This is a genomic window from Halomonas heilongjiangensis, assembly GCF_002879645.1.
Taxonomy (GTDB): Bacteria; Pseudomonadota; Gammaproteobacteria; order Pseudomonadales; family Halomonadaceae; genus Halomonas; species Halomonas heilongjiangensis.
In genome coordinates, this window is sequence record NZ_PNRE01000023.1 from 70,033 (window position 1) to 89,648 (window position 19,616).

Annotated in this window: 20 protein-coding genes; all 20 read right to left on the minus strand. The window is 63.8% G+C overall.

From position 1 onward, the window contains the following. Window positions 1-7: 7 nt before the first annotated feature. The 20 genes from rplE to rpoB all read right to left on the minus strand — a co-directional run bounded on the left by rplE (window position 8) and on the right by rpoB (window position 19,524). A complete protein-coding gene (rplE, locus tag C1H66_RS04675; protein WP_102626750.1) occupies window positions 8-547 on the minus strand; it encodes a 50S ribosomal protein L5 in 540 nt (179 codons plus the stop codon). An 18-nt stretch (window positions 548-565) separates the two neighbouring features. Next, complete coding sequence (rplX, locus tag C1H66_RS04680) at window positions 566-883, minus strand: 50S ribosomal protein L24 (protein ID WP_102626751.1); 318 nt, start codon at window positions 881-883, stop codon at window positions 566-568. A 14-nt stretch (window positions 884-897) separates the two neighbouring features. After that, complete coding sequence (gene rplN / locus C1H66_RS04685; protein ID WP_008959163.1) at window positions 898-1,269, minus strand: 50S ribosomal protein L14; 372 nt, start codon at window positions 1,267-1,269, stop codon at window positions 898-900. Window positions 1,270-1,308: 39 nt separating this feature from the next. Further along, complete coding sequence (gene rpsQ / locus C1H66_RS04690; RefSeq protein WP_009099001.1) at window positions 1,309-1,569, minus strand: 30S ribosomal protein S17; 261 nt, start codon at window positions 1,567-1,569, stop codon at window positions 1,309-1,311. A gap of 1 nt (window position 1,570) precedes the next feature. After that, a complete protein-coding gene (gene rpmC / locus C1H66_RS04695) occupies window positions 1,571-1,762 on the minus strand; it encodes a 50S ribosomal protein L29 (protein ID WP_010626474.1) in 192 nt (63 codons plus the stop codon). Beyond that, window positions 1,762-2,175, minus strand: a complete 414-nt coding sequence (rplP, locus tag C1H66_RS04700; RefSeq protein WP_102626752.1) for a 50S ribosomal protein L16 — start codon at window positions 2,173-2,175, stop codon at window positions 1,762-1,764. The genes rpmC and rplP overlap by 1 nt, the downstream gene beginning before the upstream one ends. Window positions 2,176-2,190: 15 nt before the next feature. Continuing rightward, complete coding sequence (rpsC, locus tag C1H66_RS04705) at window positions 2,191-2,889, minus strand: 30S ribosomal protein S3 (protein WP_102626753.1); 699 nt, start codon at window positions 2,887-2,889, stop codon at window positions 2,191-2,193. An 11-nt stretch (window positions 2,890-2,900) separates the two neighbouring features. Then, window positions 2,901-3,233 (minus strand): 50S ribosomal protein L22, encoded by a 333-nt coding sequence (gene rplV / locus C1H66_RS04710; protein ID WP_010626471.1) that lies wholly within the window; start codon window positions 3,231-3,233, stop codon window positions 2,901-2,903. A gap of 18 nt (window positions 3,234-3,251) precedes the next feature. Next, complete coding sequence (gene rpsS / locus C1H66_RS04715; RefSeq protein ID WP_009098993.1) at window positions 3,252-3,527, minus strand: 30S ribosomal protein S19; 276 nt, start codon at window positions 3,525-3,527, stop codon at window positions 3,252-3,254. A gap of 33 nt (window positions 3,528-3,560) precedes the next feature. Then, window positions 3,561-4,391 (minus strand): 50S ribosomal protein L2, encoded by an 831-nt coding sequence (gene rplB, locus C1H66_RS04720; RefSeq protein ID WP_102626754.1) that lies wholly within the window; start codon window positions 4,389-4,391, stop codon window positions 3,561-3,563. Window positions 4,392-4,408: 17 nt separating this feature from the next. After that, a complete protein-coding gene (rplW, locus tag C1H66_RS04725; protein WP_102626755.1) occupies window positions 4,409-4,705 on the minus strand; it encodes a 50S ribosomal protein L23 in 297 nt (98 codons plus the stop codon). After that, window positions 4,702-5,307, minus strand: coding sequence for a 50S ribosomal protein L4 (rplD, locus tag C1H66_RS04730; RefSeq protein WP_102626756.1), 606 nt, complete (start codon window positions 5,305-5,307; stop codon window positions 4,702-4,704). The genes rplW and rplD overlap by 4 nt, the downstream gene beginning before the upstream one ends. A gap of 14 nt (window positions 5,308-5,321) precedes the next feature. Beyond that, complete coding sequence (gene rplC / locus C1H66_RS04735) at window positions 5,322-5,960, minus strand: 50S ribosomal protein L3 (RefSeq protein WP_102626757.1); 639 nt, start codon at window positions 5,958-5,960, stop codon at window positions 5,322-5,324. 160 nt (window positions 5,961-6,120) lie between these two features. Continuing rightward, window positions 6,121-6,432, minus strand: coding sequence for a 30S ribosomal protein S10 (gene rpsJ / locus C1H66_RS04740; protein WP_021819602.1), 312 nt, complete (start codon window positions 6,430-6,432; stop codon window positions 6,121-6,123). Between the two features lie 164 nt (window positions 6,433-6,596). Next, window positions 6,597-7,790, minus strand: a complete 1,194-nt coding sequence (tuf, locus tag C1H66_RS04745) for an elongation factor Tu (protein ID WP_102626758.1) — start codon at window positions 7,788-7,790, stop codon at window positions 6,597-6,599. Window positions 7,791-7,819: 29 nt separating this feature from the next. Then, entirely contained in the window at window positions 7,820-9,940 is a 2,121-nt protein-coding gene (gene fusA, locus C1H66_RS04750; protein ID WP_102626759.1) for an elongation factor G, read from the minus strand. Window positions 9,941-9,984: 44 nt separating this feature from the next. Next, window positions 9,985-10,455, minus strand: coding sequence for a 30S ribosomal protein S7 (gene rpsG / locus C1H66_RS04755; RefSeq protein WP_102626760.1), 471 nt, complete (start codon window positions 10,453-10,455; stop codon window positions 9,985-9,987). A gap of 121 nt (window positions 10,456-10,576) precedes the next feature. Further along, window positions 10,577-10,951, minus strand: a complete 375-nt coding sequence (gene rpsL / locus C1H66_RS04760; protein WP_102626761.1) for a 30S ribosomal protein S12 — start codon at window positions 10,949-10,951, stop codon at window positions 10,577-10,579. Window positions 10,952-11,144: 193 nt separating this feature from the next. Then, window positions 11,145-15,365 (minus strand): DNA-directed RNA polymerase subunit beta', encoded by a 4,221-nt coding sequence (rpoC, locus tag C1H66_RS04765; RefSeq protein ID WP_102626762.1) that lies wholly within the window; start codon window positions 15,363-15,365, stop codon window positions 11,145-11,147. 82 nt (window positions 15,366-15,447) lie between these two features. After that, on the minus strand, window positions 15,448-19,524 hold the full coding sequence (rpoB, locus tag C1H66_RS04770; RefSeq protein WP_102626763.1) for a DNA-directed RNA polymerase subunit beta: 4,077 nt from the start codon (window positions 19,522-19,524) through the stop codon (window positions 15,448-15,450). Window positions 19,525-19,616: the final 92 nt, after the last annotated feature.

The window sequence follows — 19,616 nt, forward strand, 5'->3', positions numbered from 1 at the left end:
CCCACCCTTATTTCTTGAACGGGAAGTTCAGCGCGCTCAGCAGCGCACGACCTTCTTCATCGGTGTTGGCGGTGGTGGTGATGGTGACATCCAGACCACGAATCCGATCGATCTTATCATACTCGATCTCAGGGAAGATGATCTGCTCACGCACCCCCATGGAGTAGTTGCCACGACCGTCGAAGGACTTCGGGTTGAGACCACGGAAGTCACGAACGCGGGGGATCGCGATATTCACCAGGCGATCGAGGAAGTCCCACATGCGCTGAGAGCGCAGGGTCACCTTGATCCCGATCGGCCAGCCTTCACGCACCTTGAAGCCCGCGATGGACTTGCGCGCCTTGGTCACCAACGGCTTCTGACCGGAGAGCTTCTCCAGGTCGCCGATGGCATTGTCGATCAGCTTCTTGTCGCTGGTCGCTTCGCCGATACCCATGTTCAGGGTCACCTTGGTGATCCGGGGTACCTGCATCACGTTGGCGTAGCTGAACTGCTCTTTGAGTTGAGCCACCACCTCGTTCTGATAACGTTCTTTCAAGTTCGCCATTTTGCTACCCGACTCGCGTTAGGCGTCGATCTGCGTCTGCGTCGACTTGTAGATACGTACCTTGGTACCGTCTTCCTTCACCTGGAAGCCGACGCGATCCGCTTTACCGGTCTCCTGATTGAAGATGGCAACATTGGACGCGTGAATCGGAGCCTCGCGCTCGACGATACCGCCCTGCTTACCCGCCATGGGGTTGGGCTTGGTGTGACGCTTGATCATGTTCACACCGGACACGACGAAGCGTTCGTCCTTGAGGACGCGCTTGACCGTGCCACGTTTGCCCTTGTCCTTGCCGGCGATGACGACCACTTCATCGTCACGTTTGATCTTTTGCATATCCGCCTCGCTCCTTACAGCACTTCGGGCGCCAGGGAAATGATCTTCATGAACTTCTCGTTCCGAAGTTCACGAGTTACCGGCCCGAAGATACGGGTACCGATCGGCTGTTCGTTGGTGTTGTTCAACAGAACCGCCGCATTTCCGTCGAAGCGGATCAGCGAACCGTCGGGGCGACGGACGCCACTACGGGTGCGAACCACCACCGCCTTGAGGACCTGGCCTTTCTTGACCTTGCCACGCGGAATGGCTTCCTTCACCGTAACCTTGATGATGTCACCCACGCGAGCGTAGCGACGGTGTGAACCGCCGAGCACCTTGATGCACTGCACCCGGCGCGCTCCGCTGTTGTCGGCGACATCCAGCATTGTCTGAGTCTGAATCATCGGTTTTCTCCAAACCTAATCTGACTGCTCTCGCCGAGCTCAGCCCTTGGCCTGCTCGACCACCTCGACCAGCGTCCAGGCTTTCTTCTTGGACAGCGGACGGCACTCCTGAATGGAGACGGTGTCGCCGGCCTTCGCCTGGTTCGCCTCGTCATGGGCGTGCAGCTTGGTGGAGCGCTTGACGTATTTGCCATAGATCGGGTGACGCTCACGGCGCTCGATCATCACGACGATGGACTTGTCCATCTTGTCGCTCACCACCTTGCCGGTGAGCGTACGGGCTTTCTTCTCTTCGGCCATCTCAGTCACCTGCCTTCTCGTTGAGCACAGTCTTCACGCGGGCGATGTCCCGACGGACCTGCTTGAGCAGATGAGTCTGGCTCAGCTGGCCGGTGGCCTTCTGCATGCGCAGGTTGAACTGCTCGCGGAGGAGTTCGAAGAGCTGCTCCTGGAGCTGCTCGACTGACTTTTCACGAATTTCCTGGGCTTTCATCACATCACCGTCCGTTTCACAAAGGTGGTGGACAGGGGCATCTTCTGGGCGGCGAGAGAGAAGGCCTCACGGGCCAGCTCTTCGGACACACCCTCGATCTCGTACAGGACCCGACCCGGCTGGATCTGGGCGACCCAGTACTCGACGGAGCCCTTGCCCTTACCCATACGGACTTCGAGCGGCTTCTTGGAAATCGGCTTGTCGGGGAAGACGCGGATCCAGATCTTGCCGCCACGCTTGACGTGACGGGTGATCGCACGACGGCCGGCTTCGATCTGGCGCGCCGTGATGCGGCCGCGACCGGTAGCCTTGAGGCCGTATTCCCCGAAGCTGATCTTGCTTCCGCGATGGGCCAGACCACGGTTGCGGCCCTTCATCATCTTGCGGAATTTCATACGCTTGGGCTGTAACATCGACTCGCTCTCCCCTTACCTGGAACCTTTCTTCTTGGAGGGTGCGGCCTGCGGCTGTTTCGCCTTGGCGCGGACCTCCTCGATGCCCCCGAGGATTTCACCCTTGAAGACCCAGACCTTGACACCGATGATGCCGTAGGTGGTCTTGGCTTCGTAGGTGGCGTAGTCGATGTCCGCACGCAGGGTGTGCAGCGGAACACGACCTTCCCGGTACCACTCGGTGCGGGCAATTTCCGCACCGCCGAGGCGGCCGGAGAGCTGCACCTTGATGCCGCCGGCACCCAGACGCATGGCGTTCTGCACGGCACGCTTCATGGCGCGACGGAACATCACGCGACGCTCGAGCTGGCCGGCGATGTTCTGCGCGACGAGCTTGGCATCCAGTTCCGGCTTGCGGACTTCCTCGATGTTGACGTGCACGGGCACGCCCATCATCGCGGTGACCTCGCGACGCAGACGATCGACGTCCTCACCCTTCTTGCCGATCACGATGCCCGGACGGGCAGTGTGAATGGTGATACGGGCGTTGTTGGCCGGACGCTCGATGTGAATGCGGCTCACGGATGCATTCTTCAGGCGCTCCTCGAGGAAGCGACGTACTTCGAGATCATTGTTCAGCTTGTCGGCGTAGGCACCGCGCTCGGCGTACCACACCGAGGTATGGTCCTTGACGATACCCAGCCGAATACCTGTCGGATGTACTTTCTGACCCATCTGGTCGACTCCTACTTCTCGGCTACCTTGACGGTGATGTGGCAGGTGCGCTTCAAGATACGATCCGCACGGCCCTTGGCGCGCGGCTTGATACGCTTGAGCGTCATGCCCTCATCGACGCAGATGGTCGAGACACGCAGCTCGTCGATATCCATGCCGTTGTTTTCTTCCGCATTCGCAATGGCGGACTGCAGCACTTTCTTGACCAGCTTGGCAGCCTTCTTCGGTGAGAAGGTCAGCAGGTCCAGCGCTTCGGCGACCGGCTTACCGCGCACCTGGTCAGCCACCAAACGGGCCTTCTGGGCGGATAAACGAGCGCCACGCAGCTTAGCTGTGACTTCCATCTCTCAATCCTCTCTGGCTTACCGTTTGGCTTTCTTGTCCGCCGCGTGACCGCGATAGGTGCGGGTGGCAGCGAATTCGCCCAGCTTGTGGCCAACCATTTCCTCGGAGACATGCACCGGGACATGCTGGCGACCGTTATGGACTGCAATGGTGAGCCCGACCATGTTGGGCAGGATCATGGAACGACGCGACCAGGTCTTGATCGGTTTGCGGTCGTTCTTCTCCACTGCAGCCTCAACCTTCTTCAGCAGATGAAGGTCAATGAAGGGACCTTTCTTCAGTGAACGTGGCACAGCCGTTACCTCTTAATGTCTTGGCGTAAGTTCTCAGTTCCGTGCCTTGCGGCGACGGACGATCAGCTTGTCGGTGCGCTTGTTCTTGCGGGTCTTGTGGCCCTTGGTAGGGACACCCCACGGAGTCACCGGGTGACGACCACCGCTGGTGCGGCCTTCGCCGCCGCCGTGCGGGTGATCCACCGGGTTCATGGCCACGCCGCGAACGGTCGGGCGCACACCTCTCCAGCGCTTTGCACCGGCCTTGCCAAGCTGACGCAGGCTGTGCTCGGAGTTGCTCACTTCACCCAGGGTCGCACGGCACTCGGCCAGCACCTTGCGCATCTCGCCGGAGCGCAGACGCAGGGTGGCGTAGTTGCCTTCACGGGCGACCAGCTGGGCGCTGGTCCCGGCGCTGCGGGCAAGCTGGGCGCCCTTGCCGGGCTTGAGCTCGATGCAGTGCACGGTGGAACCCAGCGGGACGTTACGCAACGGCAGGGCGTTGCCCTTCTTGATCGCCGCGTTGACGCCGGACTCGAGACGGTCGCCGGCGCTCACGCCCTTGGGGGCGATGATGTAGCGGCGCTCGCCGTCGAGATACTTGAGCAGCGCGATGTGGGCACTGCGGTTCGGATCGTACTCGAGACGCTCGACGACGGCGGGAACGCCATCCTTGGTGCGCTTGAAGTCGATGATCCGGTAGTGTTGACGGTGCCCACCGCCCACGTGACGGGTGGTGATGCGACCGTTGTTGTTACGCCCACCGGAGCGCGACTGCTTCTCGAGCAGCGGCGCATAGGGCCGACCCTTGTGCAGCTCCTCGCCGACGATCTTGACGACGTGGCGACGACCGGCGGATGTGGGTTTAGTCTTGACGATTGCCATGATCCGTACTCCTGCCCTTATTCGGCGCCAGAGAAGTCTTCAAGGGTTTCGCCGGCGGCCAGTGTCACGTAGGCCTTGCGATACCCCTGGCGATGACCGAGACCCTGCGCGGTGCGCTTGGTCTTGCCCTTCACGTTCAGCACCTGAACGCGGTCGACCTTCTTGCCGAACAGGGCCTGCACGGCCTTCTTGATCTCGGGCTTGGTCGCGTCGCTGGCCACCTTGAACACGTACTGGTTGCGTTCGGCAGCCATGGCGGCCTTCTCGGTCACGTGCGGACCAAGCAGAACCTTGAATACACGCTCCTGGTTCATGCCAGCTTCTCCTCGAATTTACGCAGGGCGGAGACGGTGACCAGCACCTTGTCGAAGGCGACCAGGCTCACCGGGTCGGCGGCAGCCACGTCCACCACATCCACGTTGGGGATGTTGCGGGCGGCGAGGTAGAGCTTCTCGTCGACTTCTTCGGTGACGATCAGCACCTTCTCCAGGCCCAGCTCGGCCAACTTGGCGACCAGCTGCTTGGTCTTGGGCGCCTCGACGGTGATCTCGTCGACGGCGACCAGACGCTCCTGACGCACCAGCTCGGAGAGGATCGAACGCATCGCCGCGCGGTACATCTTGCGGTTGACCTTCTGGGAGTGGTCCTGCGGACGGGCCGCGAAGGTCACGCCGCCGCTGCGCCACAGGGGCGAACGGATGGTACCGGCACGGGCACGACCGGTGCCCTTCTGACGCCACGGCTTCTTGCCGCCGCCACGCACGTCGGAACGGTTCTTCTGAGCGCGGGTCCCCTGACGACCACCGGCCAGATAGGCGGTGACGACCTGGTGCACCAGCGCTTCGTTGAATTCTTTGCCAAAGGTGGCGTCGGACACTTCGACGGTACCGGCGCCTGCAGCAAGATTCAGATTCATCGGTTATATCCCCTTCAGCCAGCTTTCACGGCACGGCGCACGACGACGTCACTGCCGGTGGCACCGGGAACGGCACCCTTGACCAGCAGCAGGTTACGCTCGGCATCGACGCGGACGACTTCGAGGCTCTGGACGGTGCAACGCACGTTGCCCATCTGGCCGGCCATCTTCTTGCCCTTGAACACGCGGCCCGGAGTCTGGCACATGCCGATGGAGCCCGGCGCGCGATGCGACAGGGAGTTGCCGTGGGTATTGTCCTGGGTGCGGAAGTTCCAGCGCTTGACGGCGCCCTGGAAGCCCTTGCCCTTGGAGGTGCCGGTCACGTCGATGATCTGACCAGCTTCGAAGAGGGATACGGTGAGTTCGCCGCCCACTTCCGGAGCCTCGTCGCCTGCTGCCAGGCGGAACTCCATCAGCGAACGACCGGCCTCGACACCTGCCTTGGCGAACAGCCCGGCCTGGGCTTTCGACAGATGCTTGGCCTTGCGGGAGCCGGTTGTCACCTGAACCGCGGCGTAGCCGTCGCTCTCGACGGACTTCACGCGGGTCACGCGGTTGGGCTCAACCTCGATCACGGTCACGGGCACGGATGCGCCATCCTCGGTGAAGACGCGGGTCATCCCGGCCTTCCTACCGACCAAACCGATAGTCATTCTCAGTCTCCTTTAGTGTACGGGGCTATCACCCGCTATGGCTGCCCTTTCCAGAGCATTCCACTAGCACGTTGTATGACGCCATCCCGGCGTGGCGGCTGCTGCCCATACCGACCCCTGGGGTCGCACGAGCGCTGGGCCGCGAGTGTCTAGTGTGGTCTTAGTCGAGCTTGATCTGCACGTCCACGCCAGCGGCGAGGTCGAGCTTCATCAGGGCGTCAACGGTCTTTTCCGTGGGCTCGACGATGTCGAGTACACGCTTGTGGGTGCGAATCTCGTACTGGTCGCGCGCGTCCTTGTTGACGTGCGGCGAGATCAGCACGGTGTAACGCTCGCGATTGGTCGGCAAGGGAATCGGACCACGAACCTGGGCGCCGGTACGCTTGGCGGTCTCAACGATCTCCGCAGCGGACTGGTCGATCAGGCGATGGTCGAAAGCCTTCAACCGAATGCGAATCTTCTGGTTCTGCATTTGCCCTAAACTCCAATGGATCTCGACGGCGCGAGCCGTCCACCCACGCATTCAAAGGATGCGCATTATAGGCACGCCGCGGACGAGTGTCAATCACTCGCCGCGGTGCGCAGAAAGGGGGCTCCTCGCGGAGCCCCCTTCGATCGATCCAGCAGTCCGGGGACTTACTGAACGATCTTGGCCACGACGCCGGCGCCGACGGTACGACCGCCTTCACGGATGGCGAAACGCAGGCCGTCGTCCATGGCGATCGGAGCGATCAGGGTGACGACCATCTTGACGTTGTCGCCCGGCATGACCATCTCGACGCCTTCCGGCAGCTCACAGGTACCGGTGATATCGGTGGTACGGAAGTAGAACTGCGGACGGTAGCCCTTGAAGAACGGGGTGTGACGACCACCCTCTTCCTTGGACAGCACATAGACTTCGGCTTCGAAGACGGTGTGCGGGGTGATGGTGCCCGGCTTGGCCAGGACCTGGCCACGCTCGACATCGTCACGCTTGGTGCCGCGCAGCAGGGCGCCGACGTTCTCGCCCGCACGACCCTCGTCGAGCAGCTTGCGGAACATCTCGACACCGGTGACGGTGGTCTTGGTGGTGTCACGGATACCGACGATCTCGATCTCTTCGCCGGCCTTGACGATGCCGCGCTCGATACGGCCGGTGACCACGGTGCCACGACCGGAGATGGAGAAGACGTCCTCGATCGGCATCAGGAACGGCTGATCGATGGCGCGCTCCGGCTCCGGGATGTAGTCGTCCAGGGCCTTGATCAGGTTGGCAACGGCGGTGGTGCCCATGCCGTTGTCGTCCTTGCCTTCCAGGGCCATCAGGGCGGAACCGGTGATGATCGGGGTGTCGTCACCCGGGAAGTCGTACTCGGACAGCAGTTCACGGACTTCCATCTCGACCAGCTCGAGCAGCTCTTCGTCGTCGACCATGTCGGCCTTGTTCAGGAACACGACGATGTACGGCACGCCAACCTGACGCGAGAGCAGGATGTGCTCGCGGGTCTGCGGCATGGGGCCGTCGGCGGCGGACACCACCAGGATGGCGCCATCCATCTGGGCCGCACCGGTGATCATGTTCTTGACGTAGTCGGCGTGCCCCGGGCAGTCGACGTGCGCGTAGTGGCGCTGCTCGGACTGGTACTCGACGTGAGAGGTGGCGATGGTGATACCACGCTCACGCTCCTCAGGAGCGTTGTCGATGGTGTCGAACTCACGCCAGTCGCCACCGAACACCTCGGCGGAGACGCGGGTCAGGGCCGCCGTCAGCGTGGTCTTGCCGTGGTCGACGTGACCGATGGTGCCGACGTTGACGTGCGGTTTGGAACGTTCGAATTTTTCCTTAGCCACTGCTTTAACCCCTTTACGTTAGCTAACGGTTAACCGTTTTGGTTGATGACGGCTTCAACGACGCTGGACGGCGCCTCTTCGTAATCCGCAAACTCCATGACGTAGCTTGCGCGGCCCTGGGTCTGAGAACGCAGATCGGTCGCGTAACCGAACATCTCAGCCAACGGAACCCGGGCGCGGATGATCTTGCCGGCAGACGAGTCATCCATGCCCTGCACCAGACCGCGACGGCGGTTCAGGTCGCCCATGACATCACCCATGAAGTCCTCGGGAGTCACGACCTCGACCTTCATCACCGGCTCCAGCAGCACGGCCCTGGCCTTCTTGGCACCTTCTTTGATCGCCATGGAAGAGGCGACCTTGAACGCGGTCTCGTTGGAGTCCACGTCGTGGTAGGAGCCATCGTACAGCGTAACCTTGACGTCGATCATCGGGTAGCCCGCGATGACACCGTTCTGCAGCTGCTCGTAGGCCCCTTTCTCGACGGCTGGCACGTATTCCTTGGGAACCACACCGCCGACGATCTCGGAGGCGAATTTGAAGTGCAACTCTTCGTCTTCGCCCTTGTCTGCCGCAGTCAGCGGCTCGATGCGCAACCAGACATGGCCGTACTGACCGCGACCGCCTGACTGACGCACGAACTTGCCTTCCTGCTCGACCGTGCCGCGAATGGTCTCGCGATAGGCGACCTGCGGCTTGCCGATGTTGGCCTCGACCTTGAACTCGCGACGCATGCGGTCGACGATGATGTCGAGGTGCAGCTCGCCCATACCGGAGATGATGGTCTGGCCGGTCTCCTCGTCGGTCTTGACGCGGAACGAGGGGTCCTCCTGGGCCAGCTTGCCCAGCGCCACGCCCATCTTCTCCTGGTCGGCCTTGGACTTCGGCTCCACCGCCACCGAGATCACCGGATCCGGGAACTCCATGCGCTCGAGAACGATCTTGTCGTTCAGGTCGCACAGGGTGTCACCGGTGGTGACGTCCTTGAGGCCGATGCAGGCGGCGATGTCGCCGGCCAGCACTTCCTTGATCTCTTCGCGGGAGTTGGCGTGCATCTGCACGATACGCCCCACGCGCTCCTTCTTCTGCTTGACCGAGTTGTAGACGCTGTCACCGGACTTCAGCACCCCGGAGTAGACGCGAATGAAGGTCAGGGTGCCGACGAAGGGGTCGGTGGCGATCTTGAACGCCAGCGCGGCGAACGGCGCACTGTCGTCCGCCTCGCGGGTGGCGATGGTGCCATCCTTGTCGTCGAGCTCACCCTCGATGGCCTTGACCTCGGTGGGTGACGGCATGTACTCGATGACGCCATCGAGCACCGCCTGCACGCCCTTGTTCTTGAACGCCGAGCCGCAGGTGACCAGCACGATCTCGTTGTCCAGGGTGCGACGACGCAGGCCGGCCTTGATCTCTTCGATGGTCAGCTCACCACCCTCGAGATACTTGTCCATCAGCTCTTCGGAGGCCTCGGCGGCCGCCTCGACCATCTCTTCGCGGTACTTCTCGGCCGTCTCCTGAAGCTCGGCGGGAATATCGACGAGCTCATAGCTCATGCCGAGGCTATCCTCGTCCCACAGGATGGCCTTCATGGCGATCAGGTCGATGACGCCCTTGAAGTCTTCCTCGGTGCCCCAGTTGATCTGGATCGGCACGGCATTGGCGCCGAGACGCTCCTTGAGCTGGTCGACCACCATGAAGAAGTCGGCGCCGGTGCGGTCCATCTTGTTGACGAACACCATGCGCGGGACTTCGTACTTGTTGGCCTGACGCCACACGGTCTCGGTCTGGGGCTGGACGCCGGACGAGCCGCACAGCACCACGACGGCACCGTCGAGCACGCGCAGCGAACGCTCGACCTCGATGGTGAAGTCGACGTGCCCCGGGGTATCGATGATGTTGATGCGGTGCTCATCGAACTGCTTGTTCATGCCCTGCCAGAAGCAGGTGGTCGCGGCGGAGGTGATGGTGATGCCACGCTCCTGCTCCTGCTCCATCCAGTCCATGGTGGCGGCACCATCATGGACCTCACCGACCTTGTGCGACAGGCCGGTGTAGAACAGGACGCGCTCGGTCGTGGTGGTCTTGCCGGCGTCGACGTGTGCAACGATACCGATATTGCGGTAACGATTTAGCGGAGTCTTGCGAGCCACGTTGGAACTCCCCGTTGATTGGCGATGCGTTAGAAGCGCTGCACTTAGAAACGATAGTGCGAGAAGGCCTTGTTGGCTTCCGCCATGCGATGCACGTCTTCACGCTTCTTGACGGCCGAGCCCTTGCCTTCGGCGGCATCCAGCATCTCGCCGGCCAGACGCTGCACCATGGTCTTCTCACCACGACGGCGGGCGGCATCCACCAGCCAGCGCATGGCCAGCGCCTGACGACGCGAGGGACGCACCTCGACCGGCACCTGATAGGTCGCACCGCCGACGCGGCGAGACTTGACCTCGACCATGGGCTGGATGGCTTCCAGCGCCTTGTCGAAGATCTCCAGCGGCTCTTCCTTGCTACGCTCGGCAACCCTGTCCAGCGCACCGTAGACGATGCGCTCAGCTACGGACTTCTTGCCGCTGACCATCAGGTGGTTCATGAACTTCGCCAGGCGCTCGCTTCCGAACTTGGGATCCGGCAGGATCTCGCGCTTAGCCGCAACTCTTCTTCTAGGCATGATAAGCCCTCTGTAAAGGGTCCTTCAGGTAAACCCGAGACGACCGCCTGCGGCGGCGCTCGACCTTACTCTTATCAGACCGATGCCATGTGTTCCGTAGGGTTGGCCTGAGCCACCCGATTTACGCCTTGGGCCGCTTGGTACCGTACTTGGAGCGACCCTGCTTGCGGTTCTGCACGCCGGAGGTGTCCAGGGCGCCACGCACGGTGTGATAACGCACACCGGGAAGGTCCTTGACACGGCCGCCGCGAATCAGGACCACGGAGTGCTCCTGCAGGTTGTGGCCTTCACCGCCGATGTAGGAAGAGACCTCGAAACCGTTGGTGAGGCGCACACGGCAGACCTTACGCAGGGCCGAGTTCGGCTTCTTCGGGGTGGTGGTGTAGACGCGGGTGCAGACCCCGCGCTTCTGCGGGCAGGCCTGCAGCGCCGGCACGTCGCTCTTGCTGACGGGGCGCTTGCGCGGCTTGCGCACGAGCTGATTGATCGTTGCCATCTATTGCTCCAATGGGTTGCCTTCGCGGAAGCGAGGTAGCCGCTCGCTTTCCTGTACTACGCTGCCTTTCCAGCGGGCGCGGGCGCACCCACCCCACTGTTAAAGGCTGCGCATTCTAATGGCTGACGCGCCCGGCCGTCAAGCCTGGCGCCCACCCCCGCGGGGGAGCACGCCAGGCCCGCGGCCCGCGGCGTCAGATCTCGTCGTCGTCCGAGTCGAGCGCGGTGAGCTGGGCGCCCAGTTCCTGCTCGACATCGAAGGCCGACGGGTGGAGCAGGCGGTCGGCGTCTTCACGCTTGCGCTTGCGCTCCGCGTGGTGGGTCAGGCCGGTACCGGCCGGGATCAGGCGTCCCACCACCACGTTCTCCTTGAGGCCACGCAGGTAGTCGCGCTTGCCGGTGACCGCCGCTTCGGTCAGCACCCGCGTGGTCTCCTGGAAGGAGGCCGCGGAGATGAACGACTCGGTGGCCAGGCTGGCCTTGGTGATACCCAGCAGCACCCGCTGGTACTTGGCCGGGAATTTCTCCGCCTTCTCGAGGAAGGCATTCTGCTCGAGCACCCGAACCAGTTCGACCTGGTCGCCCGGGATGAAATCCGAATCCCCGGAATCGGTGATCTCCACCTTGCGCAGCATCTGACGCACGATCACTTCGATGTGCTTGTCGTTGATGCCCACGCCCTGCAGGCGGTAGACGTCCTGGATCTCGGCGGTGATGTACTTGGCCAGCTCCGCCACGCCCAGCAGACGCAGGATGTCGTGGGGGTTGCTCGGCCCGTCGGAGATCACCTCGCCCTTCTCGACGCTCTCGCCCTCGAACACCGCGATCTGGCGCCACTTCGGGATCAGCATCTCGAACGGATCGCCGCCGCCTTCCGGGGTGATCGTCAGGCGCCGCTTGCCCTTGGTCTCCTTGCCGAAGCTGATCACGCCGCTGATATCGGCCAGGATCGCCGGTTCCTTCGGCTTGCGCGCCTCGAACAGGTCGGCGACCCGCGGCAGACCCCCGGTGATGTCCTTGTTGCCGGACGCCTCCACGGGGATACGCGCGACGATCTCGCCGACGCCGATCTTCGAACCGTTGTCGGCGGTGACGATCGCCTTGCCCGGCAGCAGGTACTGCACCGGGGTGTCGGAGCCGGTCACGGTCACCGGCTTGCCGGCCTCGTCGGACAGCAGGATCATCGGACGCTTGTCGCGGCCGGTCAGGGGGCGGGCGGCGGCCTCGATCACCTCGATGGAGGAGAGGCCGGTCATCTCGTCCACGCTACGGTGGATGGTCAGGCCCTCGTCCATGTCCGCATACTGCACCTGGCCCTCGGCCTCGGCGACGATGGGGTGGGTGTGGGGATCCCACTTGGCCACGGCCTGGCCGGCCTCGACCGCCTCGCCGTCCTTGACGGAGAGCTCGGCACCGTAGGGCAGCTTGTAGTACTCGCGCTCGCGGCCATGATCGTCGGCCACCGCCAGGGCGCTGGAGCGGGAAACCACCACCAGCTTGCCGTCGGCGCGCTCGACGTACTTGATGTTGTGCAGGCGCACGCGGCCGCCGTGCTTGACCTGGACGCTGTCCACCGCCGAGGCGCGCGATGCCGCGCCGCCGATGTGGAAGGTCCGCATGGTCAGCTGGGTGCCCGGCTCACCGATCGACTGGGCGGCGATGACGCCCACCGCCTCGCCGATGTTGACCTGGTGGCCACGCGCCAGATCGCGGCCGTAGCAGGCCGAACAGACGCCGTGGGCGGTCTCGCAGCTGATCGCGCTGCGCACCACGATCTCGTCGACGCCCATGGTGTCGAGCTCGGCACACCAGGCCTCGTCGAGCAGGGTGCCGCGGGGGATCAGCACTTCCTCGGTGGCCGGGTCGATGACGTCCTGGGCCACCACACGACCCAGCACGCGCTGGGCCAGGGAGACGATGATGTCGCCGCCCTCGATGACCGGGTGCAGGGTCAGGCCGTTCTCGGTGCCACAGTCCGACTCGGTGATCACCATGTCCTGGGCCACGTCGACCAGGCGACGGGTCAGGTAACCGGAGTTGGCGGTCTTGAGCGCCGTGTCCGCCAGGCCCTTCCGCGCGCCGTGGGTCGAGATGAAGTACTGGAGGACGTTCAGGCCCTCACGGAAGTTGGCGACGATCGGGGTCTCGATGATCGAGCCGTCCGGCTTGGCCATCAGGCCGCGCATGCCCGCCAACTGACGGATCTGGGCGGCACTACCCCGGGCGCCGGAGTCGGCCATGATGAACACGCTGTTGAACGAGTCCTGCTCGACCTGGTTGCCGTCGCGATCGGTGACGGTCTCCTTGGAGATCCCCGCCATCATCGCCTTGGCCACCTTGTCGTTGGCCTTGGACCAGATGTCGATCACCTTGTTGTACTTCTCGCCGGCGGTGACGAGACCCGAGGAGAACTGATCCTCGATCTCCTTCACTTCGTCCTCGGCCGCGTCGATGATCTCGGCCTTGGCCTCGGGAATCACGAAGTCGTTGACGCCGATCGAGGCGCCGGACCAGGTCGCCAGGCGGAAGCCGGTGTACATCAGCTGGTCGGCGAAGATCACCGTCGGCTTGAGGCCGGCGCGGCGGTACACCTCGTTGAGCAGCTTCGAGATCGCCTTCTTCTTCATCGGCTGGTCGACCAGCTCGAAGGGCACCCCCTTGGGGAGGATGCGGAACAGCAGCGCACGCCCCACGGTGGTGTCGAAGATGGTCTGCTTCTTGACCAGCTCGCCGTCCTCTTCCTCGGGCAGGTACTCGGTCAGGCGCACCTTGACCCGGGCATGCAGCTCGACGTTCTGGGTGCCGAAGGCGCGCTCGACCTCGTTGAGGTTGGCGAACACCATGCCCTCGCCCTTGGCGTTGATGCGCTCGCGGGTCATGTAATAGAGGCCCAGCACCACGTCCTGGGAGGGCACGATGATCGGCTCGCCGTTGGCCGGTGACAGCACGTTGTTGGTGGCCATCATCAGCGCCCGGGCCTCGAGCTGGGCTTCCAGGGTCAGCGGCACGTGCACCGCCATCTGGTCACCGTCGAAGTCGGCGTTGTAGGCGGCACACACCAGCGGGTGCAGCTGGATCGCCTTGCCCTCGATCAGCAGCGGCTCGAAGGCCTGGATGCCGAGGCGGTGCAGGGTCGGGGCGCGGTTGAGCAGCACCGGGTGCTCACGGATGACATCGGCGAGGATGTCCCACACCTCGGGCAGCTCGCGCTCGACCATCTTCTTGGCGGCCTTGATGGTCGACGCATGCCCCAGGGTCTGCAGCTTGGAGTAGATGAACGGCTTGAACAGCTCCAGCGCCATCTTCTTGGGCAGGCCGCACTGGTGCAGGCGCAGGGTCGGGCCCACGGTAATGACCGAGCGGCCGGAGTAGTCGACGCGCTTGCCCAGCAGGTTCTGGCGGAAACGCCCCTGCTTGCCCTTGATCATATCGGCCAGGGACTTCAGCGGGCGCTTGTTGGAGCCGGTGATGGCCCGGCCACGACGGCCGTTGTCGAGCAGGGCATCCACCGCCTCCTGCAGCATGCGCTTCTCGTTGCGCACGATGATGTCCGGCGCATTGAGGTCGAGCAGCCGCTTGAGGCGGTTGTTGCGGTTGATTACCCGGCGGTACAGGTCGTTGAGGTCGGAGGTCGCGAAGCGGCCGCCGTCCAGCGGCACCAGCGGACGCAGGTCCGGCGGCAGCACCGGCAGCACCTCCATGACCATCCACGCCGGCGCATTGCCGGAGTTGTAGAAGGCCTCCAGCAGCTTGAGCCGCTTGGAGAGCTTCTTGATCTTGGTCTCGGAGTTGGTCTGGGGGATCTCCTCGCGCAGGCGGTCGATCTCCTCCTCGAGGTCGATGTCCTTGAGCAGCGCCTGGACCGCCTCGGCGCCCATGCGGGCGTCGAAGTCGTCACCGAACTCCTCGAGGGCCTCGAAGTACTGCTCGTCGTTGAGCAGTTGGCCGCGCTCGAGGGTGGTCATGCCCGGGTCGATGACCACGAAGCTCTCGAAGTAGAGCACCCGCTCGATGTCACGCAGGGTCATGTCCAGGAACATGCCGATGCGCGACGGCAGCGACTTGAGGAACCAGATGTGGGCGACCGGCGAGGCGAGCTCGATATGGCCCATGCGCTCGCGGCGCACCGCGGCCTTGGTGACCTCGACGCCGCACTTCTCGCAGATGATGCCGCGGTGCTTCATGCGCTTGTACTTGCCGCACAGGCACTCGTAGTCCTTCACCGGGCCGAAGATCTTGGCGCAGAACAGGCCGTCACGCTCCGGCTTGAAGGTGCGGTAGTTGATGGTCTCGGGCTTCTTCACCTCGCCGAATGACCAGGAGCGAATCATGTCCGGCGACGCGAGCGTGATCTTGATCGCGTCGAACTCGTCGGACTGAGACTGCGATTTGAGGACTTTCACCAAATCTTTCATGGGGTCGGCTCCGCTGCGGAGTTGTCATGGGCGGGGGCGTTGCCACCCCCGCGGACCGTCATTCTGTGAAGCGTCGGCCGCCTCAGCTCTCGAGCTCGATGTCGATGCCCAGCGAGCGGATCTCCTTCACCAGCACGTTGAAGGATTCCGGCATGCCCGCCTGCATGGTGTGGTCGCCATCCACGATGCTCTTGTACATCTTGGTGCGCCCCTCCACGTCGTCGGACTTGACCGTGAGCATCTCCTGGAGGGTGTAGGCCGCGCCGTAGGCTTCCAGGGCCCAGACCTCCATCTCGCCGAAACGCTGCCCGCCGAACTGCGCCTTGCCGCCCAGCGGCTGCTGGGTGACCAGCGAGTAGGAGCCGGTCGAGCGCGCATGCATCTTGTCGTCCACCAGGTGGTTGAGCTTGAGCATGTACATGTAGCCGACGGTCACCGGACGGTCGAAGGCGTCGCCGGTGCGGCCGTCGTAGAGGGCCATCTGGCCGGAGTCCGGCAGGTCGGCGAGCTTGAGCAGGTGCTTGATCTCGCTCTCCTTGGCGCCGTCGAACACCGGCGAGGCCATCGGCACGCCCGCCTGGAGGTTCTTCGCCAGGGCGATCACCTCGTCGTCGGCCAGCGAGTCGAGATCCTCGATGCGGGTCCCCTCGGTGTTGTAGACCTGCCCCAGGAAGTCGCGGAGCTGGCCGACCTGCTGGTCGCGGGCCTCGCGCAGCATGCCCTCGATCTTCACCCCGAGGCCGCGGGCCGCCAGGCCCAGGTGGGTCTCGAGGATCTGACCGACGTTCATCCGTGACGGCACGCCCAGCGGGTTGAGCACCACGTCGACCGGCTCGCCATTGTCGTCGAAGGGCATGTCCTCGATCGGCATGATCGCCGAGATGACGCCCTTGTTACCGTGACGACCGGCCATCTTGTCGCCCGGCTGGATGCGACGCTTGACCGCCATGTAGACCTTGACGATCTTCAGCACGCCCGGCGCGAGGTCGTCGCCCTGGGTCAGCTTGCGCTTCTTGTCCTCGAAACGCTCGTCCATCTCGCGGCGACGGTTCTCGAGTTGCTCGTCGGCCTGGGCCAGCAGCTCGTTGAGCGCCTCGTCCTGCAGGCGCAGCTTGAACCACTGCTGCCGCGGCAGCTCCTCGAGGTAGTCGTCGGAGAGGATGTCGCCCTTCTTCAGCCGCGGACCGCCGTGGACCGCCTGCCCCGAGAGGGTGCGCTTGAGACGCTCGAAGGTGGCGTCCTCGGCGATGCGGTAGGTCTCCTGCAGGTCCTTGCGCACCTCGTCGAGCTGCATCTGCTCGATGGAGAGTGCCCGGGAGTCCTTCTCCACGCCGTCGCGGGTGAACACCTGGACGTCGATGACGGTACCGCGCATGCCGGTCGGGGCACGCAGCGAGGTGTCCTTCACGTCCGAGGCCTTCTCGCCGAAGATCGCCCGCAGCAGCTTCTCCTCCGGGGTCAGCTGGGTCTCGCCCTTGGGTGTGACCTTGCCGACCAGGATGTCGCCCGGCCCGACCTCGGCGCCGATGTAGACCACCCCGGCCTCGTCGAGCTTGGCCAGCGCCGACTCACCGACGTTGGGGATATCGGAGGTGATCTCCTCCGGCCCCAGCTTGGTGTCGCGCGACACACAGGTCAGCTCCTGGATGTGGATGGTGGTGAAGCGGTCTTCCTGGACGACCCGCTCGGAGAGCAGGATGGAGTCCTCGAAGTTGTAGCCGTTCCAGGGCATGAAGGCGATGCGCATGTTCTGGCCCAGCGCCAGGTCGCCCATGTCCACGGACGGGCCGTCGGCCAGGATGTCGCCACGCGCCACCTCGTCGCCGGGGCGCACGATGGGGCGCTGGTTCATGCAGGTGTTCTGGTTGGAACGCACGTACTTGGTGAGGTTGTAGATATCGACGCCGGCCTCGCCGCCGATGATCTCGTCCTCGTTGATGCGCACCACGATACGCTTGGCGTCGACCGAGTCGATCACCCCGCCGCGACGCGCCACGGCGCAGACCCCGGAGTCGCGGGCCACGAAACGCTCCATGCCGGTACCGACGAGCGGCTTCTCGGCGCGCAGCGTCGGCACCGCCTGACGCTGCATGTTCGAGCCCATCAGGGCGCGGTTGGCGTCGTCGTGCTCGAGGAACGGGATCAGCGCCGCCGCCACCGAGACCACCTGGCGCGGGGAAACGTCCATCAGGGTGACCTGCTCGGGACGCATGAAGGTGGTCTCGCCCTTGTGGCGAACCTGCACCAGGTCGTCGACCAGCTTGCCCGACTCGTCGACGGTGGCCGAGGCCTGGGCAATGATGAAGTCGCCCTCCTCGATCGCCGAGAGGTGCACCACCTCGTCGGTCACCTGACGGTCGACCACCTTGCGGTACGGCGTCTCGAGGAAGCCGTAGCTGTTGGTGTGGCTGTAGGTGGCCAGCGAGTTGATCAGGCCGATGTTCGGCCCTTCCGGGGTCTCGATCGGGCACAGCCGGCCGTAGTGGGTGGCGTGGACGTCACGCACCTCGAAGCCGGCGCGCTCGCGGGTCAGGCCGCCCGGGCCGAGCGCCGAGACGCGGCGCTTGTGGGTGACCTCGGAGAGCGGGTTGTTCTGGTCCATGAACTGGGAGAGCTGGCTGGAGCCGAAGAACTCCTTGACCGCCGCGGCGACGGGCTTGGCGTTGATCAGGTCCTGGGGCATCAGGCCCTCGCTCTCGGCCATGGAGAGACGCTCCTTGACCGCACGCTCGACCCGCACCAGCCCCACGCGGAACTGGTTCTCGGCCATCTCGCCGACGCAGCGGATACGACGGTTGCCCAGGTGATCGATATCGTCGACTTCGCCGAAGCCGTTACGGATGTTGATCAGCTCCTTGAGCACGTCGAGGATGTCGCGCTGGTCGAGTACGCCGGAGCCGGTATCGGCGTCACGGCGCAGGCGACGGTTGAACTTCATGCGACCGACGCCGGAGAGGTCGTAGCGATCCTCGGTGAAGAACAGGTTGTGGAACAGGGTCTCGGCGGCCTCCTTGGTGGGCGGCTCGCCGGGGCGCATCATGCGATAGATCTCGACCAGCGCCTCGAGCTGGGACCCGGTGGTGTCCAGCTTGAGGGTGTCGGAGACGAAGGGACCACAGTCGAGATCGTTGGTGTAGAGCGTCTCGAGCGTGGTGATGCCGGCCTGGCCCAGTTTCTCCAGCAGCTCCGGAATGATCTCGCTGTTGCACTCGCAGATCAGCTCACCGGTGTTCGGATCGACCTGGTCACGGGCCAGGGTCTTGCCGAACAGGTACTCCATCGGCACCTCGAGGCGCTCGAGGCCGGCCTTCTCCAGCTGACGGATGTGCTTCTGGGTGATGCGACGGCCTTCCTCGACGATCAGGTTGCCCTCGCCGTCCTTGATGTCGAAGGTGGCGGTCTCGCCGCGCAGGCGCGACGGCACCAGCTCCACGGAGAAGCCGGACTTCTCGATGTGGAAGGTGCTGGTCTCGAAGAACTCGTCGAGGATCTCCTCGGCGCTCATGCCCAGCGCACGCATCAGTACCGTCGCCGGCAGCTTGCGGCGACGGTCGATGCGCACGAAGACGCTGTCCTTCGGGTCGAACTCGAAGTCCAGCCAGGAGCCGCGGTAGGGGATCACCCGGGCGGAATAGAGCAGCTTGCCGGAGGAGTGGCTCTTGCCCTTGTCATGGTCGAAGAACACGCCGGGCGAACGATGCAGCTGGGAGACGATGACCCGCTCGGTGCCGTTGACGACGAAGGTGCCGTTCTCGGTCATCAGGGGGATCTCCCCCATGTAGACTTCCTGCTCCTTGATGTCCTTGATCGCCTTGTTCGACGACTCCTTGTCGTAGATGATCAGGCGAACCTTGACACGCAGCGGAGCCGAATAGGTGACGCCACGCAGCTGGCACTCCTTGACGTCGAAGGCCGGAGTGCCGAAACGGTAGCTGACGTACTCCAGGGCGGCATTGCCGGAGAAGCTCTCGATCGGGAACACGGACTTGAAGGCCGCATGCAGACCGATCTCGAGGCGCTCCTCGGGCGAGCGGTCCTGCTGGAGAAAGTCGTAGTAGGAATCAAGCTGGATGGCCAGCAGGTAGGGCACATCCATCACTTGGGGCAGTTTGCCGAAATCCTTGCGGATGCGTTTTTTCTCAGTGTATGAGTAAGCCATCTGTATTCCCCAGCTTGTTCACCATGGGTGACCGATGCGTGGTCGGCGCCACCCGACGGGAGCGGCTCCGTCAGGCGATGAAGGCAAGCACC

Coding starts and splice junctions, on each gene's coding strand:
- rplE (WP_102626750.1), bottom strand. CDS start 547: ATGGCGAACTTGAAAGAACGTTATCAGAACGAGGTGGTGGCTCAACTC.
- rplX (WP_102626751.1), bottom strand. CDS start 883: ATGCAAAAGATCAAACGTGACGATGAAGTGGTCGTCATCGCCGGCAAG.
- rplN (WP_008959163.1), bottom strand. CDS start 1,269: ATGATTCAGACTCAGACAATGCTGGATGTCGCCGACAACAGCGGAGCG.
- rpsQ (WP_009099001.1), bottom strand. CDS start 1,569: ATGGCCGAAGAGAAGAAAGCCCGTACGCTCACCGGCAAGGTGGTGAGC.
- rpmC (WP_010626474.1), bottom strand. CDS start 1,762: ATGAAAGCCCAGGAAATTCGTGAAAAGTCAGTCGAGCAGCTCCAGGAG.
- rplP (WP_102626752.1), bottom strand. CDS start 2,175: ATGTTACAGCCCAAGCGTATGAAATTCCGCAAGATGATGAAGGGCCGC.
- rpsC (WP_102626753.1), bottom strand. CDS start 2,889: ATGGGTCAGAAAGTACATCCGACAGGTATTCGGCTGGGTATCGTCAAG.
- rplV (WP_010626471.1), bottom strand. CDS start 3,233: ATGGAAGTCACAGCTAAGCTGCGTGGCGCTCGTTTATCCGCCCAGAAG.
- rplB (WP_102626754.1), bottom strand. CDS start 4,391: ATGGCAATCGTCAAGACTAAACCCACATCCGCCGGTCGTCGCCACGTC.
- rplW (WP_102626755.1), bottom strand. CDS start 4,705: ATGAACCAGGAGCGTGTATTCAAGGTTCTGCTTGGTCCGCACGTGACC.
- rplD (WP_102626756.1), bottom strand. CDS start 5,307: ATGAATCTGAATCTTGCTGCAGGCGCCGGTACCGTCGAAGTGTCCGAC.
- rplC (WP_102626757.1), bottom strand. CDS start 5,960: ATGACTATCGGTTTGGTCGGTAGGAAGGCCGGGATGACCCGCGTCTTC.
- rpsJ (WP_021819602.1), bottom strand. CDS start 6,432: ATGCAGAACCAGAAGATTCGCATTCGGTTGAAGGCTTTCGACCATCGC.
- rpsG (WP_102626760.1), bottom strand. CDS start 10,455: ATGCCTAGAAGAAGAGTTGCGGCTAAGCGCGAGATCCTGCCGGATCCC.
- rpsL (WP_102626761.1), bottom strand. CDS start 10,951: ATGGCAACGATCAATCAGCTCGTGCGCAAGCCGCGCAAGCGCCCCGTC.
- rpoC (WP_102626762.1), bottom strand. CDS start 15,365: ATGAAAGATTTGGTGAAAGTCCTCAAATCGCAGTCTCAGTCCGACGAG.
- rpoB (WP_102626763.1), bottom strand. CDS start 19,524: ATGGCTTACTCATACACTGAGAAAAAACGCATCCGCAAGGATTTCGGC.